We start from the raw sequence: 22,911 nt of genomic DNA on the forward strand, positions 1-22,911 counted from the left end.
ATATTTCTAATGCAATATTTCGACAAACAAAACAATAAACTTAATCAGATGGAGGGTGAAGTATTTTTATAGTAAAGCTTTTAGAAATACGCTGATCTTCTCTTTTTACCAGAATGCCCCCACAATGCTTATCATAAAATTCTCTGAAGTGGCTAGGCTGCACACTTGCAGCACATGAATTAGTAACAGTCTACCTGAAAAATAGAGAGAGAATCTTGCAGTAGATAGGTATGCCCCATTCCCATTTATTCAGTAAACTTGTCCCTATGATTAAATGCCTCATAGTTGAAGACGATCAAAGGGTAGCTTCTTTCATACAGGAAGGGCTGTTGGAAAAAGGCTATGTGGTAGAGCTGAGCGGCGAGGGCTACGATGCAATTCAGAAGATTCAGCAGCACGATTTCGATGTGGTAATCCTGGATATCATGATCCCGGGAATAGATGGATACGAGGTATGCAAGATTACCCGAAAGAGAAACATCAAGTCGATCATCATCATCCTGAGTGCCCTGGGCAACCCGGAAGAAAAAATTCAGGGCCTGGAAGCTGGCGCCGACGACTTTATGACCAAGCCCTTTCATTTTCGTGAACTGCTGGCCCGTATCCAGGCCAACATGCGCAGAAAGCAACTGGAAAAGGGCATCCATGAAGATAACCATTATGGCGACCTGGAAGTAAACGTGGAGCAGAATATCGTAAAGCGGGGCGATCAGGAGATCACCCTCTCACCACGCGAGTTCAGCCTGCTGCTCTTTATGTTTCGAAACAGGGAAAAGGTACTTTCCAGAACCGAAATAGCTGAAGCCGTGTGGGACATCCACTTCAGTACCAACACCAATGTGGTAGATGTTTATATCAATTACCTGCGCAACAAAATAGATAAAAACTTCCCCCAGAAGCTTATTCACACCATTAAAGGCAGGGGCTATCAGTTAAAATTGAAGGAAGATGAATCTTAAGAAGAAATTAGCCCTTCGTTCTACCCTGGTTTTTGCCATTACCCTTGCCATAGTATTCGCAGGTACTTTGTACTTTTTTGATCAGTACCTCAGCAATCAATTCTTCCACCAACTCCGGGAACGAGCCCTCACCACTGCCATTATTTTTCTGGAGAAAGATGAGCTTAACAAACGGAAATACCAGGAATACGAACAGGCATACAACCAGGTAGTAACCGAAGAACTGGCCCAGATTTATGATACCAGCGATCGGGTAAGATTCAATCCTGAAATCCCGGACTTTCCCGTGAGCAACGAATTTCTGGAGCAGGTGCGCCAAACGGGCATGCAGGAGTTTCAGGAGGGGGGGCGGCAGTTTAGCGCTATCTTTTACCAGGATAACCAGGGCGATTTTGTGATTGTGCTTTCCGGCATCAATGCGCAGGGCCGGGCGCAGCTTCAAAACCTTGCCCTGTTACTGGCAGTAGCATTGCTGGTGGGGCTCCTTATCAATTACCAGTTCAACATTGCCCTGGCCAGGCGCACCTTCAGACCCTTCACCAGCATTCTGAATAGAGTAAACGCCCTTTCGGCAGAAAACCTGCACCACCGCCTGGCGCCACCCTCCGCCTCCAAAGACGAACTGGCACTGCTGGTAACAACCCTCAATACCTTTCTGGAAAGGCTGGAGAACGAGGTAAACAACCAGAAACAGTTCCTGAAAAATGTGTCGCATGAACTAAACACGCCACTTACAGCCATAATTGGCCAGGCAGAAGTAAGCCTGGAAAAAAGCAGCAGCCCTGCAGAGCTACAGGCCGTATTACAAAAAATCATCAAAGACACCTTTGATCTGAAAACGGTTATCCAGAGCCTGCTGCTCATTAGTGGCCTGCAATCTGCTAAAAGCGGTAGCAAGCCCCAGGCTTTTCGCTTGGATGAACTGGTGTGGGCTAGCCTGGAAAAGCTAAAATTCAAATATCCTCAGGCAATCATCAATACCTCGCTGGAAATAGAAAGCGAAGACGAAGGGCTGCTGGAGCTGGTTTCGCATCGGGAGCTGTTGGCCACGGCCCTGCTTAACATTATCGACAATGCCATCAAATACTCCCAAAGCCAGGAGATTGACATTAGAATCACCAAAAATTCCGGCAGGCTGATGCTGCAGGTGAAAGACGATGGACCCGGCATACCCGCCGGAGAGGCAGAAAATGTTTACGAGCTGTTCTACCGGGGCTCCAATATACGCCACATTCCAGGCCATGGCATTGGCTTATCCGTTACCCGCCAGATTGTAGCCTATTGCCAGATGGAGATGCAAATTGCCCCTGCTCCCGATAAGGGGACAGTGGTAAGCCTACTGTTCTGATGCCTCTAAGGGAAATATAATGCTGTTCTAATCTATCTCTAATCCAGGCTTAGTCTGGCTCTAATCCCGGCCCTCTAGTTTTGTGCCTATACAAATGAAACCAAGCACAAAGTTAGAATATGAAGTGGATCATACCCTTATTGCTAGTACTACCCTGCTGGACGTGGCTGCCGGTATTTGGCCAGGTGGCAACACCGGCAGATACTATTCAGCTTAGCAGAGCAGGTGCCGAACAGCTGTTTTTGTCCAATAACTTACTGCTCATAGCCGAGAAGCTAAACATCCAGCAGGCAGAGGCCCTGGTCATGCAGGCCCGGCTTTGGCCCAACCCCTCCCTCAGCATTGATGAGGTAAACTTATGGGCTACAGACAGGCAGCTTGCCATGGGAGAGGAACTGCCGCCCCTGACTGGTAGCAGATTCGGAAAAAACCGACAGATCTCGGCAGAGCTGGAACAGGTGATTTTAACTGCCCGCAAGCGCAAAAAGCTGGTGGCCATGGAAGAGGTGTCGCGCGATATGGCGGCCCAGTATTTTGAGGACCTGCTGCGAAACCTGAAAATAGAATTCCGAAACAACCTTACGCAACTGCAATACCTGCAGCTATACCAGCAGGTGTATGCCCGGCAAATGGAAGAAACCAGCCGCCTGCTGGCCGCCTACGAGCAACAGGTTATCAGGGGTAACATCAACAGGGCAGAGCTGATCCGCCTGAAGGCCCTGCTGCTGGAGCTCCGCAACGATCACAAGGAAATACGCGAAGAGGTGAATACGCTGCAGCAACAATTGGCTGTACTGCTGCACCTGCCTGCAGAAAGCTACATAGTGCTGGAGGACGGAGGATTTTTGCCCGAGTACAGCCCGCTGAATGGCACAACAGTAAGCGAGCTGTTGCAACAGGCACAAAACTACCGGCCCGACCTGCAGGCTGCCCAGCTGGAGCATACCTATTACGAGCGCATGCATGCTTACGAACGGGCGCAGCGGGTGCCTGACCTAAGCCTGAAAGCAGGCTACGACCGCGGGGGCAACTTCCTCTATAATTTCATAGGTTTTGGTGTTGGCCTGGACTTGCCAATCTTTAACCGCAACCAGGGGCAGATCCGCTATGCCCAATTGGGTATAGAAAAATCTCGCCTGCAGCAAAGCCACACGCAGCGCACGGTAGAAACTGAGGTGATGGCCGCCTACCGTAACCTGCTCAACAGCATCAGCTTCTATGAAGGTATCGAAGCCGACTATGATGCAGAGCTCGATCGCCTGCTCGACAGCTATACCCGCAACTTCCGAAGCCGCAACATCAGCATGCTGGAGTTTCTGGACTTCTTCGAAGCCTACCTCGATAATAAGAGAACCATTCTGAACGCACAAAGAGAATTAAACATCAACCTGGAAGAATTAAGATATGTTGTTGGAACAGAAATCGAATAAACTGGTGGGGCGCAAGCCTCAATACCTAAAGGGAAACAAAGCTTTTAGCTTACTGCTCCTGATCGCCTGCTTAAGCACCCAGGCCTGCTCCAAAAAAGAAGAGAACAAAGAGGTGCTACAGGCATCCGGCTTCTGCCTTTCTCCGGAGCTAAAGCAAAAAATAAGCACACAAACTGCCCAACTGGCAGGCATTACAGAAAGCCGCCGCCTTTCGGGCAAGGTAGAATATAATCCCGACCGGGTGGTAAACTACGTGAGCCTGGTGGGAGGAGTGGTAACCAACACCTACTTCAGCCTGGGCGATAAGGTGGAAAAGGGTCAAGTGCTGGCCGAAATCCGCAGCGCCGAACTAAGCTCACTGGAGTCGGAGCGCAAAAGACTGACTGGACAGCTGGGCGTGGCCGCACGCAATGTAGAGTCGGTACAGTCGATGTACGAAGATGACATTGCCTCGGAAAGAAGCCTGCTGGAAGCCCGTAGTGAACAAAGCACCCTGGAGGCAGAGCTTAACAAGGTGCGCGACAACCTGGCCCTGTATAGCGCCAGCAGCGAGCGCGGTGTGTTCCAGATCAAGGCACCTGTAGAAGGGTTTGTGGTAAGCAAGCAAATCAGCGCTGGCATGCAGATAGCCGCTGAGGGCGATGCGCTCTTCACCATCTCTAACCTTGACGAAGTTTGGGTAACGGCTAACATTTATGCTGCCGATCTGCCTTATGTACAGGAGGGCATGGAGGTGCAGCTCCAAACCACCGCCTACGGCAACGAAACCTTCAGCGGCAAAATTCAGGGCATCTCGCAGGTTTTCAGCGAAGAGGAACGCGTGCTGAAAGCACGCATCGTGATGGAAAACACCAGCAGGAAATTAAAACCCGGGATGTTTGTGAATGTGGTGGTAAAAAAACAGGCAGCAGAAGAAGCAGTGCTTGTACCGCAAAAGGCCATCATTTTTAACAGCAACCGCAATTACGTAGTCATCTATCAGGACGATTGTAATCTGCGCCTGCAGGAGGTAGCCGTTCTGTCGAAGGACGAGGATAAGGTATATCTGAGCGCCGGGCTGCAGCCTGGATCAACCATCGTTACCCAAAACCAGCTGCTGGTTTACGAAGCACTCAAAAACAAAAGTAAATAAGGCGACCCATGCAAAAACTAGTTCAAAACATCGTCGCCTTCTCCCTGAAAAACTCCATCCTGGTCTTTTTCTTTACAGGCGTGCTGCTGGTAGCGGGCATCATCAGCTACATGAATACGCCCATAGAAGCCTTTCCAGATGTAACCAATACCCGGGCCCGCATTATTTCGCAGTGGCCGGGCCGCAGTGCAGAAGAGGTAGAAAAGTTTGTAACGCTGCCCATTACTAAGGCAGTTAACACCATTCCGCGCAAAGCTGAGGTGCGGTCTATCTCGCTCTTTGGTCTTTCGGTAGTAACCGTAATTTTCGAAGATGATGTAGATGATTTTTATGCCCAGCAGTATGCGGCAAATCGACTGCAGGGAGTAGACCTTCCACAAGGCGCCGATGTGGAAATTGAACCCCCTTCCGGTGCCACCGGCGAAATCTTCCGCTATGTAATCAAGAGCGAAAGGCCCATCAAGGAAATCACCGCCCTGCACGACTGGGTAATTGAGCGGGAGCTGGTATCTGTACCAGGTGTAGCCGACGTGGTAAGCTTTGGCGGCGAAGAAAAGATTTACGAAATACAGGTAAATCCCGCCGCACTCGCAAGCTACGAGCTTTCCCCACTCGATTTGCACGAGGCTGTAGCTGGCAGCAACATCAACGTTGGCGGCGATGTGATCCAGCGTGGCGATCAGGCTTATGTGGTGCGCGGCTTGGGCCTGCTCGAAAGCATTGAAGACATCGAAGAAATTCACATCAAGGATGTAAAGGGCACGCCAGTGCTGGTGAAGCATGTGGCGGATGTAGCCATTGCGGCCAAGCCACGCCTGGGGCAGGCGGGCCTTAATGATGATAATGACCTGGTAGAAGGTATTGTGATTATGCTTAGGGGCGAAAACCCCAGCGAGGTGATTGGCCGGCTTAAGGAAAGAATTGCTGATTTAAACGAGCGTATTCTGCCTGCCGACGTGCAAATTGTGCCTTTCCTGGACAGGAACGAGCTGGTGGATGCTACCGTGAGTACGGTAACCAAAAACCTTTTGGAAGGCGTGGTGCTGGTGTCGCTGATTGTGTTTGTGTTCCTGTTTAACTGGCGCACTACCGTTATCGTCGCCATTATTATTCCGCTTGCCTTCCTGTTTGCCATTACGCTTCTGCGGATTCAGGGGCTGCCGGCCAACCTAATTTCCATTGGCGCCATCGACTTTGGTTTGCTGCTGGAAGGAACCATGGTGCTTGTAGAACGGATCTTTGTAGGCCTCGACAGAAAGGCTAAGGAGCTGGGCATGGAACGCTTCAACAGCATGTCAAAATCTGCCATCATCAGCGACAGCGCCAGCAGTGTAGCCAAGCACATCTTTTTTGCACAGGTAATCCTGATTGTAGCCCTGCTGCCCATCTTTACCTTCCAGAAGGTAGAAGGCAAGATGTTTACCCCCATGGCCTTTACCTATGGTTACGCCCTGCTGGGTGCCACCCTGCTAAGCCTTACACTGGTGCCGGCTATGTGCAAGCTAATGCTGTCTAAGAACATCAAAGACCGGAAAAACCGCTTTGCAAACTTCTTCCGCAACATCATCTACCGGATGTTCGAATGGGGCTATGCTTATAAAAAGCTTACCATTGGCCTTTTTATGGGTCTGCTGGGCATTTGTATCTTTTCCTTTGGTACTCTGGGCTCTGAATTCATTCCTAAGCTAAACGAAGGCGCCATTTATATCAGGGCAACGCTGCCCAACAGCGTTAGCTTTGACGAATCGGTACGCCTGACCCAGGAAATGAAGAAGGAGCTACAGCAGTTCGAGGAGATCAAATTCATTCTTACCCAAACGGGCAGGCCTAACGACGGTACTGACCCTACCGGCTTCTTCAACATAGAATTCCACGTGCAGTTGAAGCCTGCAAAGGAATGGAACCGGAAGATAAGCCACGAAGAGTTGCTGACAGAGATGGAGAAAACACTTACCGTTTATCCCGGTGTTTCCTTTGCCTTCAGTCAGCCCATTCAGGACAATGTAGAGGAATATGTGGCGGGGGTGAAAAGCTCCCTGGTGGTAAAAATTTTCGGTGAAGATCTCTACGAGCTGGAGGAATACGCCGAGGAGGTATTCGGCGCTATTGATGGGGTGGAGGGTGTAGAAGACCTTACCATTTTCCGCAACATTGGTTTGCCCGAGCTCACCATAAAGCTGAACGAAGCCCGCATGGCGCGCTATGGCGTAACCATGGCCGATGCCCAGGCTGTGGTGGAAATGACTGTAGGTGGAAAAGCTGCCAGCCATTACTATGAAGACGAGCGCATGTTCGACATCCGTATTCGCTTTCAGGAAGAGTTCAGGAATTCAGAAGAAGAAATCAGGAATATCCTAATTCCAACCAGCGGAGGTAACAAAGTACCCCTCTATGAGATTGCCGATATCCAGTTCAAAACCGGTCCGGCCTTTGTTTACCGCGAAGGAAGCTCCCGCTACATTGCCGTAGGTTTTTCTATCCGCGGGCGTGATTTGGGCAGTACCGTTACCGAAGCCCAGAAAAGGGTAAGTGAGCGGGTGCAGCTGCCAAAATCCTACAAGCTGGAGTGGGCAGGTGAATTTGAAAGTAAAGAGCGGGCAACCCGGCAGTTGATGTACATTGTGCCGATCTCGCTGCTGATGATCTTCTTCCTGCTGTACCTGAACTTCGGCAATATAAAAGATACAGCGCTGTCGGTAATTACCCTGCCGTTTGCTTTTATCGGGGGCTTTATCTCCCTCTGGGCAACGGGCACAATCTTCGGTATATCTGCAGGCATAGGCTTTATCATTCTTTTTGGGGTGGCCACCATCGATGGTATCATTCTCATCGCCACCATGAAAGATAACCTGAAGAAGGGCTTGCCCCTGGATGAGGCTATTCGCACCGGCGTCTTTAACCGCATACGTCCCGTGCTGATGATTGCCCTGATGGGTTCACTTGGTCTTTTGCCTGCAGCCTTATCTTCGGGCATGGGTTCCGAGATTCAAAAGCCCCTGGCCGTGATGATTGTAGGCGGGCTTCCTATTCTCATGTTACTGTCAATGATTGTACTCCCACAGGTATTTTACCTGGCGTATAAAAAGACTGTAGCTACTCCTCATGAGGAGCGGATGATGGCTTAGTGTGGTTTGTTTGATTAGGTTACCCGCAGCTGGTGAAAGCTAAGTACGCATAGTTCTTTACCGCTGCGGGTTCTTTTACTCCTTTTCTGATTAAAATAGATAGCATGAAATACCTATCATTCCTGTGCTATGGATGCTGTTCATGTAAATATCAAATAATGAATTTACAGCCATGAATACTTCAAGGCCTTTGTATCACAACCATTAAGTAATTACGTCAGCGAAAGCCCGCTGATTTTAGTTACAGAACAATGCTGGATGTTAGGCTAATCTGGATGTTAGGCTAACATAAAATTATTTTTTTTCGATAGAACATCTGCAGTCTGAGCAAGGGATTGACCTGATACAATGCAGCCAAAAAATAAACTACCAATTTTTAACCATTGTATAGTGTATATCTGTTAATCGTAAATATTAATATTGAAAAATATGGAATGATTCCTTTAACTGTAAAACTTTGTCTCCCTCCACTAAAATCCTTCTATCATAAGCTATCGGACGCAATGCGCAGACCAATGTTTTCAATTCACAAAGTACCGAACTCTATTACATGAACTTTCTTGCCCACGCATTTTTATCCGATCTCAAAAACCCGATACAGTTAACTGGTAACTTTTTTGGCGACTTTGTGAAGGGCCGGGAGGAGCTGCAGGCACAGTCTCCTGAAATGCAGGAAGGCGTTTATCTTCACAGGGCAATTGATACCTACACCGATGCCCATCCGGTGGTTTTACAGAGCAAGAAGAGGCTTTTTCCAAAATACAGGCACTACGGCAGGGTGCTGGTAGATTTGTACTACGATCACCTCCTGGCCGCACATTTTGAGCGCTACTCCTCTACGCCCCTGCTCCCTTTTACCAAACAAGTTTACAGCCTGCTGAAGGAACAGCGTAAGCATGTTCCTCAAAGGGCGCAGCTGCTGCTTAACCGTATGTCGGCCGACAACTGGCTTTACCATTACCGTACACTGGAGGGAATTGGGCAGGCCTGCAGGGGCATGTCCATGCGCAGCAGCTTTCAGTCAGGCATGGAAGAAGGCGCTAAGGACCTGGAAAAGCATTATGCAGCCTTTGAGCAGGAGTTCTTCCTTTTTTTTGAAGACCTGCAGCAGTATGTAAATACATGGAAACGGGAAAAGAAAGCAGGCTGATCAGGCACCAGAGGCTTGGGTTCTGCCACCATCGCTGCTCAACACATAAAACTTACCCTCTTCAAACAAAAGAGCTCCGGCTGCTACTGCAGGAGATTCTATATCCAGGTCTACAGCCCATAAGCTCCCCCCGAAAAAAGATTTGATACGGTCTACAGTCGTATGAGCTACCACCATGTGGCTGGCGCTAAACTGCTCAAGCACCTCCCCAACCTCCTGCTCTGTAGCGGGGCTGTAATAAGGATTCTTCATCAGGTAGCCCCTGTACCAGAGAGGTCCGAGATTGCCCAGCAGCAGTTCTTCCAAATCTGTTAAACTACGCTTATCAATGGCCGCCCTGATGCTGGCATTCAGCGCTGCAATATTAAGGCCTTCATGAGCTGTTGCGGCAGAAATGCCTGCGTGGGAAATAAGCAACCCATTTAACCTGACTACAGCATGACGGCTGCGCAACCATTGCCCCAAATACCAGTCTTTTCCAAAAAGCTTGCCATACTCCATACCAGACAAAGCATAGCGCTGCATAAGATTGGGATTTACATAGCGGTAGTCGCCCTGCAGCACCATCAGCTCGTGATTTCCCAGCAACAGGTGAAGGGCACCGCCAGCCTCTTGTGCCTGCTGTTCCAGTTTGCAGAGTAGCCATAGCAGCGGCAGCACCTCCATACCCCGGTCCATTACATCGCCACACATCACCAGGTGCCCCCTGCCCCAGCGCCAGTTCCGCTCTTCGTCTATCACCCTATGGGCCTGCAGCAGGCGTACAAGCTTTGACAGCTGCCCATGCATATCACCTACCATCAGGATACGCGCTACTCCTTCCTGTTCTGCGGTGGCAGCTTGTGGTGTGCGCATCAACACATAGTGCTGATGCTCTCCGCCAGCGGCAATCCCATCAAGCTTAATCAGCTGCGCTTCGGGGGCTACCGGTTGTTCTTTGACCTCCGCACCCTCTTCCTTTAAATAAAGGAGCTGCACCGACTGATGGTCCTTAAAGCGGATGTGAGGGCCTTCAATCCATTCTCTGCCTGGATGTGTCTTCATATCATGTAAAAAGAAACCAGGAGAAAATAGTTACAAAAAAAGCCACCCTTCTGGGTGGCCCTGGTAAATATGGCTGTTTTACAGGTCGGTTAGCGCTGCCAGCTTCAGGTTACTCTGCTTTAGCACCTCTTCTTTTTTCAGAATTATATCTTCCAGCTCCTTTACCTTTTTGCGTGCCTGCTCCAGGCGCTCCTGCTGCTGGGCAAATACTTCATCGGTAATGCTTTTTTCTTCCCGCTTTGCTTTCAGCCTTTCTTCCGCCTCTTTTACTTTTTTATCGGATTCTGCTGTTGCCTTGCGTGCCTGCTCAATCTCTGCTTCCTGTCTTCGGATTTCTTCTTTTAGCTTTTCCCGTGCATCAGCAGCCCGCTGCTGGCCAAACTCACGGCCTTCCAGATCGCCTTTGTGCCTGCCGTAAGCATTGCCATTGCCCTGCTTCTCCTGTTCGGGCCTGCCTTGCTTTTCTTCTGCCTTTGCGCTTTTACGCTCTTCTTTCAATGCTTCCCTCTGTTCTTTTTGTTCTTCCTTCAGGGGCTTGTGCTGTGGCAATTCAGCAGGCTTTGGTTTCTCCTCTCCCTGCTTACCACTCACATCCTGGACTACACTGGCCTGAGCATTTGCAGGCTTATCATTTTCTTTCTTTTCTCTATGCTTATCAGCCTTTAGCTCTTTTTTCTCCTGTCCTGGAGCCTGGGCAAATAACGCATCACCCTGCACCAGCAAGAGTGATAAGGCAAATCCGCTGATGATGATAACTTTTTTCATATTCTTCTAAATCCCATCCAGTAAACTATCGATTTCATGAACGTGATGCTGCATTTCAGGAGAAAGCTCGCCAGCCGGCGAAGCTGCAGCTGCATTCTGCGGCAGGGTATCAGCAGGCACAGTTGTAGATTCAACTGCTCCGGATACAACAGGCTCTTTGCTCTTTTCGCCGCTACAGGCACTCATACCTGCCAGAAGCAATAAACTCATCAGTAGTGGTTTCATAACTATTTAACAAATTGTCTGCGAATGAAAGATTTGGTCGCTAAACGTGAGAGTCCAGGCTGCTAACAGACCTACCCGGCCTGCCATCAGAATTAATGTTATTATTTGAACTGCCTTTGCAGGTGCATAAACCTTTAGAAATTCTTCTAACAGTAGCTTATAAATGAAATGAGGGGAAAAATCCGGAAACAAAAAAAGCCGGGGAGTGCCCGGCCTTTTGACAAGATGTAATATAATCAACTACAGTACACGTATGCCTGATATTTTATAAGGAGCCTCGGGCTCAAAGTATACATCGATGAGGTACTCCTGATTAGTAAGGTTGCTCATTACGCCAATGCGGTAAGCATTGTCAAGATTTTCGATAGATTCTACTTCTGCACCCTGTATCTGCTTTTGCAGGTGCAGGAGCAGGGATTTATGATCATCCTGCGGTACCTGGTCGATAAAATCAGGATCGTAGTGCTCGTACACAAAGGGCAGTATCTGCTCTTCATCTTCGGCCGTTACTACTTCCAGCAGGGCCTGCGCCCTGTAACCCTGTGGGGTATCTGGCATCCGCACAAAGTGCCGATCCACCATCTGCTCGGTTACCATTACTGTATCCGAGGTGGTTGCAGCTTCATACTGCACAGGTTCCATTTCAAACTCATCTGTATCCTGACCCTGCTGGTCTTTCTCCTGCACACTGCAGGCTGCTAAACTTCCAATAATCAGACTGTATATTAGTAAACTATTAATTTTCATAAGCATAAAGGGACAATTGTCCTTTGTTCCGCTACATATACTGTATTACGCTTAAATAGGTTTCATATTTTCACCACATAACTCACTTGTTTATAAGCTTTTACCCCCCTGACATTCATTATAAGCTTAACAATCTGTATGCCCTGGCAGCCATTCTTTGTTTCCTGCTGATAAACAGGGGCCTGTAAGGCAGAAAAAGCGAAAAAGGAACCCAATATGAGTTCCTTTTTCACCTTTAGCTGATAAACCACCGTCTTCTACTTTACGGTGAGCTGAGTGCTTGCGTTCCTGTTACCCTGGCTAAGGCGAACGGTATACTCTCCCTTCGGGAGGTAGCCACCTTCTGCTGCCTTATTTTTGCGCCCGGTTTGGCCGTTGCGGTTCATCTTCAGGTTCCAGCCCCACTGGCTAAAGCCCCTCTCGCCCCTAATGGCAGTTGAGTACACCAGGCCGCCCTCTTTATTCAGCACCTCTACTTGTGCCTGGCCCTGCTGTGGAAGGTAGTAGAGCAGGCTTATTTTCGGTTCGTTTACAGGGGTGTAAGGATAGGTGCGCCCGCCCCATTTTTCAGAATGCCGTACGCTTGGTTCTCCCTCCAGCAACACCTGCTCCGGATTGCCTTTGGCCAGCTTTTGCAGGGGTTTTACATCCATTACATAGGCACTGCGGCCGTGGGTAGCCAGCACCAGCTCATTTTCCCGGGGGTGCACAATCATATCGTAAGTAGCTACGTTGGGCAGTTCGTTGATGGGGTTCCAGTTAGTACCACCATCGAGGCTGATGTAAGCGCCATGATCGGTGCCAGCATACAGGAGATGGGGCTGAACCGGATCTTCAATCACAATATTTACCGCCTCTTCGGGCAGGTTGCCTTTGATGGACTGCCAGGTTTTTCCGTAATCATCTGAGCGGTAGAGGTAAGCCCTGAAATCATCGAAGCGGTAGCCGGTAAGGGTGGCGTACACCCGTCCCTCCTGGTGGCGGGATGCCTGCAGGCTGCTGATCCAGAGGTTATCGGGAAGGTTGCTGTTGATTTTCTCCCAGCTGCCGCCTCCATTGCGCGAGAGCTGAATGTTGCCATCGTCGGTACCTACGTAAAGCAGGCCAAATCGCAGCGGGCTTTCGCTAATGCTCACAATCGTGCTGAAGGGCACATTGCCCTGCGGCAGGTTCTTGGTCAGGTCGGGGCTGATGGCCTCCCAGCTTTCGCCCTGGTTAAGGCTGCGGTACACCTTTTGTGCTCCTATGTAAATAATATCGGAGTTGTGGCTGCTCATGATGAGCGGTGCCCGCCAGTTAAAGCGCAGCCGGTCTTCTCCTATGTCTGCCCGTGGGGTAATGTAGGTTTGCTTACCGGCATTGAGCTGCAGCCTGAAATAGTTACCAAACTGGTAGCCCGTGTACACTAGGTTGCTGTTGCGCGGGTCTACCTGCACAAACATACCATCGCCACCCATAAGGTGCTCCCAATCTTCTGTTTTATTGGGAATGCTCCTGCTGCTGCCCTTCAGCACACCATTATCCTGCAGACCGCCGTATACATTGTAAGGCGTTTCCATATCTACCGCCACGGTATAAAACTGCCCGGTAGACATATTATTCACATGCCGCCAGTTGGTGCCGCCGTCGTAGCTGATGTAGAGTCCGCCATCGTTACCCAGCATGAGGTGTTCCGAATCCTGGGGATTGATCCAAAGCGCCTGGTGGTCTACGTGTACATCGCCGGTGGTATCTACGCGGTACCAGCTGCGGCCGCCATCGTTGCTGCTTAGCAAGGGCACGCCCAGGATGTACAGCTTATCGGCATTATCGGGGGCGGTGCGTATTTCACCAAAGTAGTAGCCATAGGTGTAGTAGACTCCTTCCAGCGGATACTGGTTTTGCTTGTTCCAGTGCTGGCCACCATCGTTGGAGCGGTACACCTCGGCGCCACTCACGCTGGTGTTAAAGAGCGCTTCGTTGGCATTACCCAGGTACTCGGCCAGGGCCCTGGGCTGATACCTGTTTTCGCGTACCTCCTGCTTTACACGCTGGGCGGTGTATTTTTCCGGAAACCTGTTTTCTTTCAGGAATTTCTGCAGCTGGTCATCCGGCAACTGCAGAAACTGGTCGCGGCTCATGCTGATAAAAGAGGCAGGCGTGAGCACTCCCTTTTCAGGCTTAATTTCCTGGCGCGTTTCTTCCAGGTTATCGAGCAGGGCATACACAACCCCGGGGTTCTGTGCTGCCACACTTAGTCCTATACGGCCTACACCAGCACCCTGCGGAAGGCCATTCTGCAGGCGCTGCCAGGTGGCACCACCATCGGTACTTTTGTAAATGGCACTGCCTGGGCCGCTTCCTTTAAAATTCCAGCTCTGGCGGGTACGCTCCCAGGCGGCAGCATATAGCACCTGTGGGTTATTTGCATCAATCTCCAAATCGATGATGCCGGTACTGTCATTTATGTAGAGCGTTTTGGTCCAGCTACTGCCACCGTCAGTACTTTTGTAGACACCCCGTTCGGCATTGTTGGTGTAAAGGGCCCCTATGGCAGCTACCCATACTACCTGTGGCTGCGTGGGGTGCACCAGTATACGGCTGATGTGCTGTGTACCTTCCAGCCCCAGGTGCTGCCAGCTTTTACCGGCATCGGTACTTTTGTATACACCTGCGCCAGCATAACTACTGCGGCTGCTGTTTTTTTCACCGGTGCCCACATACAGAATATTATCATCTGAGGGCGCCAGGGCCATATCGCCTATTCCAAGGGCGCCTAAATTATCAAACACAGGCTCAAAGGTGATGCCTGCATTCCGGGTTTTAAACACGCCCCCCGAGGCATAGGCTACATAAAATAATTTTGGATTGCGACTAACGGCAAGATCGGTGATGCGGGCTCCCTGCACCACAGGACCAATGCTGCGCAGCGGGTATTCCTTTAGCATAGAAGCCTCCTGCAGGCTCTTTTTTTGTTGCCATGCCTGGTGAAGGTCTTGAGTAGTACTTGGCCTGGAGGGTTGCAGTGGCTGCTGCGCCTGCAAGCTTAGAACAGAAGTACAAGAAAAAATCAGCAGTAAAATCTTCTTCATATAGATCAATAGTTCTTCTCTAAAGTAAAGGCTTTTCCTAAAATTACCCGCCTTTCAGCTGAATTTACACTACAATCTGGTGCCGTGTCTACTTAGAAAGATGAGTAAGTTCTAAAAAAATTTTACAGGAACAAAGGCCTGTTTTTTTCTTCAAGTACTACTTTAAGCTACCATCTTAAAGTACTGATAAGTTGAACTGAAGGCAGTGGACACAAACCCTATTTTCTATGTAAAATACAAAACAAGCCCCTACTCATTCAATTTAAAAGCCTTTTTACTGGGGTTACCTTACTAATACGCCAAAGTATTAATGATGAAACATTAAAAATAAATCACCTGCACACATAAACATATTGCAAATATTTCGCATAATATTGCATGTAATATTTCACAAGCACAAAACCCTTTTAGGGTGCAGACCGTAAAAGACTAATCAACCAAAACTCCCTATTATGATTGTAGCACAACTTATGCTTCTGGCTCTTATTCTGGGCATTGCCTTTTATGCAGGCCGTTACCTGTTCTGGGTGCTTTTTATGAAAGACGCTCCTTCACTGGAAGAGCATGACGGACGGTTTGGCTACAGCAACAGGCTATAATTTTATTTTTTTAGCTGTCGGGGGGCTTAGTAAATGAAAAGCCTGTCTGCTCAGCTGCTGATTCCTCTGTTTATCAGGCGCGGCAAAGCATCATAAAAAAAGAAAACGCTGATCAGGCACAGTCCGGGGCTACCTTAGCCGGTGACTATGCATTGAACAGCGTTGTGCAAAAGCCTGATATTTTTTTTTGTTGCTTTCGCTTTTAATCCGCAGCCAGTTTACTGATCATCAAAATCTTTAACGCGGGCAGGAAATCCATCCAGCTTTTCCATGCCTTGCTGCGTAAAGCGACCTTCGCGCCAGTCGCGAATAAAGTTTCTCCAGCGGTCGGGATTGATAAAATCATTCCGGGCACTCCTTTCGGGCATTACATATAATTGCTGAAAGCGCATATAGTCATCTATGTACTGCTGCATGTTGGTAGGGTCGTTGGTAACCTGCTCCAGGTTCTGATCCAGTTCATTAGTACGGTTCACCAGGTTAGGCTGATCCATCCGCAAAATAGTCTCATCAAACTGCTGCTGTGTAGGAAAAGGCCTTACGCTGGCATTCTGCCCCAGGGGATCTCTTTGCAAAAGCTGCACCAGGGCGTACTGCGATTCCTTCAAGTCAACAGGTACGAGGTACTTCATGGGCTGGTAACTCATGTGCTGGATCAGGAGCGTATCTCCTGGGCGTACTCTAATGTTGAAGAAGCCATCCTCATCGGCCCTTAAGGCATTCAGGCTGCTTATATTTTTAACAGTAGCGCCACTTAGTGGCGTAAGGCTGTCGGCATCCAGCACGGCACCGCTAATGTATAATCCAGATTGCTGCGCCAGCCCCGGCAGTGCCAGTGCGAGCGTCAGCACTATAAAAAAAGCTGTTTTTCGATATATGGTATTCATTTTTTATTCTAAAAGGTATACCTATATATTCGGAAAACAGCTTTTTATGTTGCCAAACGCTTGGCATATCCCGCGGCACTGGCCTTTAGCTAGCTCTGTAAACAGGCTTTACCATAATGGTATTTGCTGCAGTACACTTAGCAGGCGTGGATCACTAGCCGTGCGCCACTAGCCGTGCGCCACTAGCTGTGTGCCCAGTTATATTTATCGAAAGTGCTAAGGGCAGAGTGCAGCAGGTCTATGCAGGCGGCAATATCTTCTTTATGCGCCATTTCTATTACCTGGTGCAGGTGGCGGGTAGGTACTGAAATAGCACCGGCAATGGAGCCACGCTTACCCATACGCTGTAAACCGGCTGTATCTGTACCACCGGCGGTCAGAATCTCAGGCTGCCACTTGATGTTGCTCTTTTCGGCTGTGGTTTGCAGAAAATCTACCATACGCGGATCGCAAATGGCAGATCCATCCATAATTTTGATGGCAGCACCTTTACCCAGTTCTGTAATTTTTTCGTGTGCAGGGGCACCGGGCACATCAAAGGCAATGGTGGTATCCAGGCCCAACCCAAAATCGGGGTCGATCTGGTGCGCGGCCACGTTAGCACCTCTTAGTCCTACCTCTTCCTGTACAGTAAAGGCAGCGTACACATCGTAAGGTGGATTTTTAAGCCTGCGAAGGGCTTCTATCAGGATAAAAACCGATACCCTGTTATCTATTGACTTACTGTTTACGCAATCACCAACCTCTACCATTTCACGCTCACGCGTAATAGGATCGCCCACGCGCACCCATTTTACCACCTCATCTTTAGGCAGGCCAAGGTCTATGAAGTATTCGGTTGTTTTGGGCAGCTTCTGGCGCTCTTCGGGAGATAGTACGTGAATAGGCTTGGTGCCCATTACGCCCAGCATATCTTTTTTACCATGAATGATAACGCGCTGTGCCGTTAAGGTTTTAGGATCGAAGCCCCCAAGGGTATGAAAACGCACAAAGCCGTTATCATCTATGTGGGTTACCACAAAGCCAATTTCATCTATGTGGGCGGCTACCATTACCTTTTTGCCCTCGGGATTATTCACTCCCTTTTTCAGGGCAAGTATGTTGCCCATATTATCAACCTGCACTTCGTCGGCCAGTCCTTCTATTTCCTGCAGCACCAGTCTGCGGATTCGGCTCTCATAGCCCGGAGCACCGGGTTCTTTGCAAATTCTTGCCAGTAGTTCTGTATTAATGCTCATAAATCCTCTATCTAAATATCTGAAATAAAAGAACCGGACCTTCTGCAGGATCCGGCCTTTAAAATAACATCTTTATTGTTTTAAGATCGCATTCTTATGTACGACTCCCTGTACATAATCGCCCTGGTCATCAAAATAAGTAAATACAATATAGGCTTGTTTGTTCCAGTCGGCAACGGTTTTATCTTCCAGTTCATTGCGGTAACCTGCAACAAGGTAAGCTTTGTCGGGATCGGCTCCTACAAAGGTAATACGCTGCCCCAGCTCCAGGTGTGGTTCGGGAGGGCTGTCGTTCTGTGAGGAATTGCAGCTTAGCACTACAGCCATCAGGCAGCTTATGGAGAGTAGCCTTAGTATTTTCATCCTGTAAAACTTTTTTCAAATATAAAGCGATCCTGTATTTTATCCCCCTGTTTTGGCGCAGACGTAATTTATTTCTGCAATCCTCTCAAAAAGAAAGAGTACTACTGCTCCTTTTCATTCTTTGCTTAAGCAAAACATCTTTTCAGGTGCTTCAGCAAAATCTCTTTTTTCAGCTCTCTGCCAATAAACACCAGTCTGCTCTCCCGTGCCGGCGCCTCTGCTCCTGCAGGCCATGGGCTACCCTCACTCATCACAAACTTATTCTTCACACTCTGAAAAACTACTTTTTCGGCTTTGCCACTGAAATTAAGTATGCCTTTGATGCGGTAAATTCTGCTGTTCTGGAAGGTCATGAGTTGGTTTGCCCACTGGTAGAACTTTCCATAATCGAGGCTCTCGGTAAAGCAAATGCTGTAAGACGAGATTCCTTCGTGCAGGTGCTGGTGGTGATGGGCTACCTCCAGCTGTCGCTTTTCCAGCGAGTCCGGACTAAAGGCATGCAGGCTTGTAAGATTCTGATGGGCTACCCTGGCATACTGTGCCTGCAGTGGCTGGGCAAAAGGATTGATCTGCCGGATCTTGCTCTCCAGCTCCTGTAAATCTGCTGCCGTTACGCTGCTGGTTTTATTGAAAAGGATCAGGTCGGCCGCACTGATTTGCCGGGCAACAACCTCCTCCTGCCTGAGCTGTTCTGCCACCAGCTCGCTATCGAGGAGGCATATGATGGCATCGAGCCGGTATTTCTGCCGGATGACCGGGTGCGACAGAAAAGGCTCGGCTATGGAGAGTGGCTCGGCCACGCCCGTTGTTTCTATAATCAGGTGATCGAACTGTTTGTCACCCCTGTTCAGGTTCAGCAGGTAGGTAGTTAACTCACCGCTAACCGTGCAGCAGATACAACCTCCCCTGATTTCAAATACACCCCCGTCGTTGCCGATCAGCAGCTCTTTATCAATGCCCACTTCACCAAATTCATTTTCAATAACAGCGAACTTTTTTTCGGGCATTTTTGCTGTTAACTCATTGATAAAGGTGGTTTTACCGGAACCCAGGAATCCGGTAACAATCGTAACGGGTATGGCAGATATTGGTAGCGACATGAAACTATAAATCTTGCAGCAGCGTTGCGGCTTTATCGAATATACGATGACTAACTAAAAAAATATTGAAAACTTTACCGGCTAACTTTAAGAATTAGGCATATGGAGAATAACCAAACATCCCATTCCTGCAACACAGAAAAATGCTGCCAGATACGCAACTGGGTAAGTGCATTTTTGCAAACGCCTTCAGAGGTTTTTGTAGGAGAATACAGCTATAACACCGACGAGGGCATTAGCAAAACTAAATCGGTGATCTGTATTATGAACCTGTTGCCCCAGGCCGGGATCTTTTGTGTAGATAAATCCATCGACGAAATTCAGCCAACCGATATTGTGATGCTCTATAAGGCACTCAACCAAACTGTAGTTTCCTGACAAAATTATTGATGCAATGCCGGCAGGGTAAGGATTCTTTAAAGGAATACTCTACAATTTGCACCGGGATTTAAGATATTCAAAAGAACGTCTGAACAGGGCGTTCTTTTACTGTATATAAAGGCCTGACACAGGTAATTTACTGATGCATAAGTGACTACATTAGCAGTTTACAAGTAGAAAATTTGGTTGAACAAATCATTTTGTTACACTTTACTTTGAGCGATCTTAAGATAAAGTATATTTGTATTCGAATATCAGCCAATAATGGTTAACAGAAAGAACCGCTTTTTTATGTTTGCCTTCCTGCACCTGACAGTAGTCTTACTGTTTGCAGTGCTGGGGTATGGCATTCCTAAAAGCGAGGTCTCTTTCTATCAGCGTGTATCAGCAGTCTCTTCCCAGGAGCCTGCTCAAAATCAGGTTAAAGCCGAGTTTAGTGAAAGGGGCCATCGCCAGGTACCCGATCTTCCGGAAGAAGTCCCCGTTAACGAAGCGGAAAAAGAGGAAAGCTCCGATGAAAAGGAAAGAGCCGATGGCGAATCCTTTTTCCTGCATTTGCTGGCATACAAATTTGCGCTCTCACACGCCTCTTCTACTTATACACATTACCTGGCATCTTCTTATGTCCAGGCTTCAGTTCCCCTCTATGTGCTCTTCCATTGCTGGAAGAACTACCTGATCTGATGTTTATCATTTAGGCCTATTACAGGCTGCTGTGCTATAGGCATGGCCTGATGGCTTATTGTTTCCCATAAGGAGACTCCCCTGCCCCATTCCGGGCAATCTATACTACCCTATTTTCTATTTGATAAATATCAGGGCAAAATGGATTCTAACACCATTTTCTTTGATGAACATGCCGTTATTCACAGGCTGCAACACTACCTGCCTTCGCAGGCAGCCCTGAAAGACTTTGTTCATCACAACACACTACATGCCTTTCAGCACGATAAATTTCATGAAGCGCTGCAAAAGGCCTCAACAATCTTTGGTTACAAAACTTACCTTTCGCTGGATGAATTCCGGGCTTATTACAGGGCTGGAAAAATCCGGGAGGATATACTGGAAAAAGTAATTGCAGAGCAGCAGTGGGCTGCCTTGCAGGGCACTGCTGCTGCTGCTGCTGCTGTAAGCAGATGGAAAGACAAAGTGCTGCATCAGCCCTACGAGGGCACTATTGGCCCGCGTATTGGGCAGCTCCGGGAAAACTGGAAGAGCAGCTGCAAAATCAGCCTCGATAAAGTGGTACATCCCTTCCTGTTTCGCCTGCTTTCTACCTACCTCGACCAGGGCATTCTGATCTGGCCCTTCCCCATTACCGGGAAAAGCTTTCTGGAGGCCATGCGGGAGCTGGAGCAAAACAAGCTGACCAGCATCTTTAAAACCAAAAGAGCGCATAAGCTGCTGCTGGAGGGAAACAGCACGCTAAAGGACCTGCTAACAATACTGATAGGCAGTGAAGAGCTGTTTGAGCAGTACCTGTTCGATCAGCAGTTTGCACACCCGGGCTGGTCGGGCCTGGTATCGGTCATAGAGCGCCAGCCGGAAACCCTGCTGGACCCGCGCCAGATCTCGCTGCACGACCTGATGTACCTGGAGCTGCTGCTGGAAATTGATGCCCTGGACAATAAACTGGGCAGCAGGTGGAAGCCGTTGGGCCGGTTAATCGATAAAAAGCCTGATCCGCTCTTTGCCCCTGTAACAGACACAGAGCTGCAGCAGGTGCTAAAGATCTGGCAGGAGGCTTTTGAGTGGAGCTATTTCGATGATGTGCTCTCCGGCATCCGGCTGGCACACGAGCGTACTCCCGGCGACAACAAGAGCTTTCAGGCTATTTTCTGTATCGACGACCGGGAATACTCCCTGCGGCGCTACATCGAGAGCATTGATCGCCAGAGTGAAACCTTTGGCACACCCGGCTTTTTTGGCGTAGAATTCTTCTTTAAGCCAGAAGGCGGCAAGTTCTCTACCAAAGCCTGCCCGGCACCGGTTACACCTAAATACCTGATAAAAGAGGTGGCCCGTAAAAACAGCCGCCAGACAGATGCCCACTATGCCAAACATGCACACATGCCACTGCAAGGCTGGCTCATCTCGCAAACACTTGGTTTTTGGTCGGCTTTTAAGCTGTTCGTCAACATCTTTAAGCCCTCTGTTAGTCCGGCTACGGCTTACTCGTTTCAGCACATGGATAAACACGCCAGGCTGATAATAGAGAATAAGGATGGCCAAACGGAAGACGGCCTGCAGCTGGGCTTTACCGTGCCTGAAATGGCACTGCGGGTAGGCAATATGTTCCGCAGCATTGGCCTGGTGAAGGATTTTGCACCTTTTGTGTACATCGTAGGCCATGGTGCCAGCTCGGTAAATAACACCCACTATGCGGGTTATGATTGCGGTGCCTGTTGTGGGCGTCCAGGTGCGGTAAATGCCCGTACTTTTTCCTTTATGGCCAACCATCCGGAGGTACGCGCAATGCTGAAGAGCGAAGGGCTGGAGATACCGGAAACTACTCTGTTCCTGGGCTCCATGCACGACACCACCCGCGATGAGATTGAGTATTATGACGAGGAAGTGATAACGGGTGCGCATGCCGACCTGCACGCGCAAAACAAGCAGGTGTTTGAAAAGGCGCTGGCCCTTAATGCCAAAGAGCGCTCCAGGCGGTTCGATACTGTTGACACCAGTAAGCCGCTGCCACAGCTGCATGAGGAGGTGAAGAGGCGCTCGGTTTCGCTTTTTGAGCCCAGGCCAGAGCTGAACCACGCCACCAATGCACTCTGCATCATTGGCCGCGGATCGCTTACCCAGAGTCTTTTCCTGGACAGGCGGCCCTTCATGAACTCTTACGATTACCGCGTAGACCCAACCGGCAAGTACCTCTTGACCATTCTGAATGCGGCTGCACCTGTATGCGGCGGTATTAACCTGGAGTACTACTTCTCGCGCGTTGACAACGAGAAGCTTGGTGCCGGTACCAAACTGCCCCATAACGTGGTAGGCCTGATTGGTGTAGCCAATGGTGTAGAGGGCGATTTGCGGCCGGGCCTGCCCAGCCAGATGATCGAGGTGCACGACCCGGTGAGGATCATGTTTGTGGTGGAACACTTTCCTGAGGTGGTGCTGCAAACCATCCAGAAAAATCTGGCTACCTACGAGTGGTTCATCAACGAATGGGTGCTGCTGGCGGTGAAAGATCCTAAAACAGGCGAAGTGTACTGCTTTAAAGATGGCGCATTTGATCCCTACAAGGCACTGCACGCAACTCCTGAAGCGGCAGAAGATGTCACTGCTTACATCGAAAAATACCAGGACAATATACCGGTGCTGCTTACCAAATAATCCTC

At 49.1% G+C, this 22,911-nt stretch carries 19 protein-coding genes; 10 read left to right on the forward strand and 9 right to left on the reverse strand.

Annotation, left to right across the window (positions count from 1 at the left end; genetic code table 11):
* Window positions 1-266: 266 nt before the first annotated feature.
* From KWJ01_RS15910 to KWJ01_RS15935, 6 genes are all read left to right on the forward strand, one after another.
* Window positions 267-959, forward strand: coding sequence for a response regulator transcription factor (locus tag KWJ01_RS15910; RefSeq protein ID WP_224997706.1), 693 nt, complete (start codon window positions 267-269; stop codon window positions 957-959).
* The gene (locus KWJ01_RS15915; RefSeq protein ID WP_224997708.1) at window positions 949-2,307 is read left to right on the forward strand and encodes a HAMP domain-containing sensor histidine kinase; all 1,359 of its coding nucleotides are present in this window, start codon (window positions 949-951) and stop codon (window positions 2,305-2,307) included. The genes KWJ01_RS15910 and KWJ01_RS15915 overlap by 11 nt, the downstream gene beginning before the upstream one ends.
* Window positions 2,308-2,426: 119 nt before the next feature.
* The gene (locus tag KWJ01_RS15920; RefSeq protein WP_224997710.1) at window positions 2,427-3,737 is read left to right on the forward strand and encodes a TolC family protein; all 1,311 of its coding nucleotides are present in this window, start codon (window positions 2,427-2,429) and stop codon (window positions 3,735-3,737) included.
* A complete protein-coding gene (locus tag KWJ01_RS15925; protein WP_224997712.1) occupies window positions 3,712-4,869 on the forward strand; it encodes an efflux RND transporter periplasmic adaptor subunit in 1,158 nt (385 codons plus the stop codon). Before KWJ01_RS15920 ends, KWJ01_RS15925 begins: the two co-directional genes overlap by 26 nt.
* Before the next feature lie 8 nt (window positions 4,870-4,877).
* Complete coding sequence (locus KWJ01_RS15930) at window positions 4,878-7,994, forward strand: efflux RND transporter permease subunit (RefSeq protein WP_224997713.1); 3,117 nt, start codon at window positions 4,878-4,880, stop codon at window positions 7,992-7,994.
* Window positions 7,995-8,544: 550 nt separating this feature from the next.
* Complete coding sequence (locus tag KWJ01_RS15935; protein ID WP_224997714.1) at window positions 8,545-9,144, forward strand: ACP phosphodiesterase; 600 nt, start codon at window positions 8,545-8,547, stop codon at window positions 9,142-9,144.
* Here KWJ01_RS15935 and KWJ01_RS15940 read toward each other — a convergent pair whose 3' ends face one another.
* The 5 genes from KWJ01_RS15940 to KWJ01_RS15960 form a co-directional block, all read right to left on the reverse strand.
* On the reverse strand, window positions 9,145-10,188 hold the full coding sequence (locus tag KWJ01_RS15940; protein ID WP_224997715.1) for a metallophosphoesterase: 1,044 nt from the start codon (window positions 10,186-10,188) through the stop codon (window positions 9,145-9,147). It lies immediately after the preceding gene.
* 78 nt (window positions 10,189-10,266) lie between these two features.
* The gene (locus KWJ01_RS15945) at window positions 10,267-10,953 is read right to left on the reverse strand and encodes a hypothetical protein (RefSeq protein WP_224997717.1); all 687 of its coding nucleotides are present in this window, start codon (window positions 10,951-10,953) and stop codon (window positions 10,267-10,269) included.
* 6 nt (window positions 10,954-10,959) lie between these two features.
* Entirely contained in the window at window positions 10,960-11,163 is a 204-nt protein-coding gene (locus KWJ01_RS15950) for a hypothetical protein (RefSeq protein WP_224997718.1), read from the reverse strand.
* A 255-nt stretch (window positions 11,164-11,418) separates the two neighbouring features.
* The gene (locus tag KWJ01_RS15955; protein ID WP_224997719.1) at window positions 11,419-11,925 is read right to left on the reverse strand and encodes a hypothetical protein; all 507 of its coding nucleotides are present in this window, start codon (window positions 11,923-11,925) and stop codon (window positions 11,419-11,421) included.
* A 257-nt stretch (window positions 11,926-12,182) separates the two neighbouring features.
* Window positions 12,183-14,996: a YCF48-related protein gene (locus tag KWJ01_RS15960; RefSeq protein WP_224997720.1), complete on the reverse strand. Its 2,814-nt coding sequence runs from the start codon at window positions 14,994-14,996 to the stop codon at window positions 12,183-12,185.
* A 452-nt stretch (window positions 14,997-15,448) separates the two neighbouring features.
* On the opposite strand from KWJ01_RS15960, the gene KWJ01_RS15965 reads away from it, so the two are divergent.
* Window positions 15,449-15,595: a hypothetical protein gene (locus KWJ01_RS15965; RefSeq protein WP_224997722.1), complete on the forward strand. Its 147-nt coding sequence runs from the start codon at window positions 15,449-15,451 to the stop codon at window positions 15,593-15,595.
* A 218-nt stretch (window positions 15,596-15,813) separates the two neighbouring features.
* Here KWJ01_RS15965 and KWJ01_RS15970 read toward each other — a convergent pair whose 3' ends face one another.
* From KWJ01_RS15970 to KWJ01_RS15985, 4 genes are all read right to left on the reverse strand, one after another.
* Window positions 15,814-16,482: a carboxypeptidase-like regulatory domain-containing protein gene (locus KWJ01_RS15970; RefSeq protein WP_224997724.1), complete on the reverse strand. Its 669-nt coding sequence runs from the start codon at window positions 16,480-16,482 to the stop codon at window positions 15,814-15,816.
* Window positions 16,483-16,664: 182 nt separating this feature from the next.
* Window positions 16,665-17,720 carry a M42 family metallopeptidase gene (locus tag KWJ01_RS15975; protein ID WP_224997727.1) on the reverse strand — a complete coding sequence of 352 codons (1,056 nt, stop codon included), beginning with the start codon at window positions 17,718-17,720 and terminating at the stop codon, window positions 16,665-16,667.
* Between the two features lie 72 nt (window positions 17,721-17,792).
* The gene (locus KWJ01_RS15980) at window positions 17,793-18,083 is read right to left on the reverse strand and encodes a hypothetical protein (RefSeq protein WP_224997728.1); all 291 of its coding nucleotides are present in this window, start codon (window positions 18,081-18,083) and stop codon (window positions 17,793-17,795) included.
* 125 nt (window positions 18,084-18,208) lie between these two features.
* Window positions 18,209-19,183 (reverse strand): GTP-binding protein, encoded by a 975-nt coding sequence (locus KWJ01_RS15985; RefSeq protein WP_224997735.1) that lies wholly within the window; start codon window positions 19,181-19,183, stop codon window positions 18,209-18,211.
* Window positions 19,184-19,285: 102 nt separating this feature from the next.
* Between KWJ01_RS15985 and KWJ01_RS15990 the strand changes: the two genes are divergently transcribed.
* The 3 genes from KWJ01_RS15990 (at window position 19,286) to KWJ01_RS16000 (ending at window position 22,906) form a co-directional block, all read left to right on the forward strand.
* Window positions 19,286-19,561: a hypothetical protein gene (locus KWJ01_RS15990; RefSeq protein ID WP_224997737.1), complete on the forward strand. Its 276-nt coding sequence runs from the start codon at window positions 19,286-19,288 to the stop codon at window positions 19,559-19,561.
* Window positions 19,562-19,828: 267 nt separating this feature from the next.
* Complete coding sequence (locus KWJ01_RS15995) at window positions 19,829-20,248, forward strand: hypothetical protein (RefSeq protein ID WP_224997739.1); 420 nt, start codon at window positions 19,829-19,831, stop codon at window positions 20,246-20,248.
* A gap of 141 nt (window positions 20,249-20,389) precedes the next feature.
* Complete coding sequence (locus KWJ01_RS16000) at window positions 20,390-22,906, forward strand: YbcC family protein (protein WP_224997741.1); 2,517 nt, start codon at window positions 20,390-20,392, stop codon at window positions 22,904-22,906.
* The last annotated feature ends 5 nt before the right edge of the window (window positions 22,907-22,911 follow it).

Origin of the sequence: Cesiribacter sp. SM1 (assembly GCF_020178975.1) — a bacterium.
GTDB lineage: Bacteria > Bacteroidota > Bacteroidia > Cytophagales > Cyclobacteriaceae > Cesiribacter.

Excerpts from the sequence above, each read along its gene's own strand:
- KWJ01_RS15910 (WP_224997706.1), top strand. The coding sequence starts at position 267 with ATGATTAAATGCCTCATAGTTGAAGACGATCAAAGGGTAGCTTCTTTC.
- KWJ01_RS15915 (WP_224997708.1), top strand. The coding sequence starts at position 949 with ATGAATCTTAAGAAGAAATTAGCCCTTCGTTCTACCCTGGTTTTTGCC.
- KWJ01_RS15920 (WP_224997710.1), top strand. The coding sequence starts at position 2,427 with ATGAAGTGGATCATACCCTTATTGCTAGTACTACCCTGCTGGACGTGG.
- KWJ01_RS15925 (WP_224997712.1), top strand. The coding sequence starts at position 3,712 with ATGTTGTTGGAACAGAAATCGAATAAACTGGTGGGGCGCAAGCCTCAA.
- KWJ01_RS15930 (WP_224997713.1), top strand. The coding sequence starts at position 4,878 with ATGCAAAAACTAGTTCAAAACATCGTCGCCTTCTCCCTGAAAAACTCC.
- KWJ01_RS15935 (WP_224997714.1), top strand. The coding sequence starts at position 8,545 with ATGAACTTTCTTGCCCACGCATTTTTATCCGATCTCAAAAACCCGATA.
- KWJ01_RS15940 (WP_224997715.1), bottom strand. The coding sequence starts at position 10,188 with ATGAAGACACATCCAGGCAGAGAATGGATTGAAGGCCCTCACATCCGC.
- KWJ01_RS15945 (WP_224997717.1), bottom strand. The coding sequence starts at position 10,953 with ATGAAAAAAGTTATCATCATCAGCGGATTTGCCTTATCACTCTTGCTG.
- KWJ01_RS15950 (WP_224997718.1), bottom strand. The coding sequence starts at position 11,163 with ATGAGTTTATTGCTTCTGGCAGGTATGAGTGCCTGTAGCGGCGAAAAG.
- KWJ01_RS15955 (WP_224997719.1), bottom strand. The coding sequence starts at position 11,925 with ATGAAAATTAATAGTTTACTAATATACAGTCTGATTATTGGAAGTTTA.
- KWJ01_RS15960 (WP_224997720.1), bottom strand. The coding sequence starts at position 14,996 with ATGAAGAAGATTTTACTGCTGATTTTTTCTTGTACTTCTGTTCTAAGC.
- KWJ01_RS15965 (WP_224997722.1), top strand. The coding sequence starts at position 15,449 with ATGATTGTAGCACAACTTATGCTTCTGGCTCTTATTCTGGGCATTGCC.
- KWJ01_RS15970 (WP_224997724.1), bottom strand. The coding sequence starts at position 16,482 with ATGAATACCATATATCGAAAAACAGCTTTTTTTATAGTGCTGACGCTC.
- KWJ01_RS15975 (WP_224997727.1), bottom strand. The coding sequence starts at position 17,720 with ATGAGCATTAATACAGAACTACTGGCAAGAATTTGCAAAGAACCCGGT.
- KWJ01_RS15980 (WP_224997728.1), bottom strand. The coding sequence starts at position 18,083 with ATGAAAATACTAAGGCTACTCTCCATAAGCTGCCTGATGGCTGTAGTG.
- KWJ01_RS15985 (WP_224997735.1), bottom strand. The coding sequence starts at position 19,183 with ATGTCGCTACCAATATCTGCCATACCCGTTACGATTGTTACCGGATTC.
- KWJ01_RS15990 (WP_224997737.1), top strand. The coding sequence starts at position 19,286 with ATGGAGAATAACCAAACATCCCATTCCTGCAACACAGAAAAATGCTGC.
- KWJ01_RS15995 (WP_224997739.1), top strand. The coding sequence starts at position 19,829 with ATGGTTAACAGAAAGAACCGCTTTTTTATGTTTGCCTTCCTGCACCTG.
- KWJ01_RS16000 (WP_224997741.1), top strand. The coding sequence starts at position 20,390 with ATGGATTCTAACACCATTTTCTTTGATGAACATGCCGTTATTCACAGG.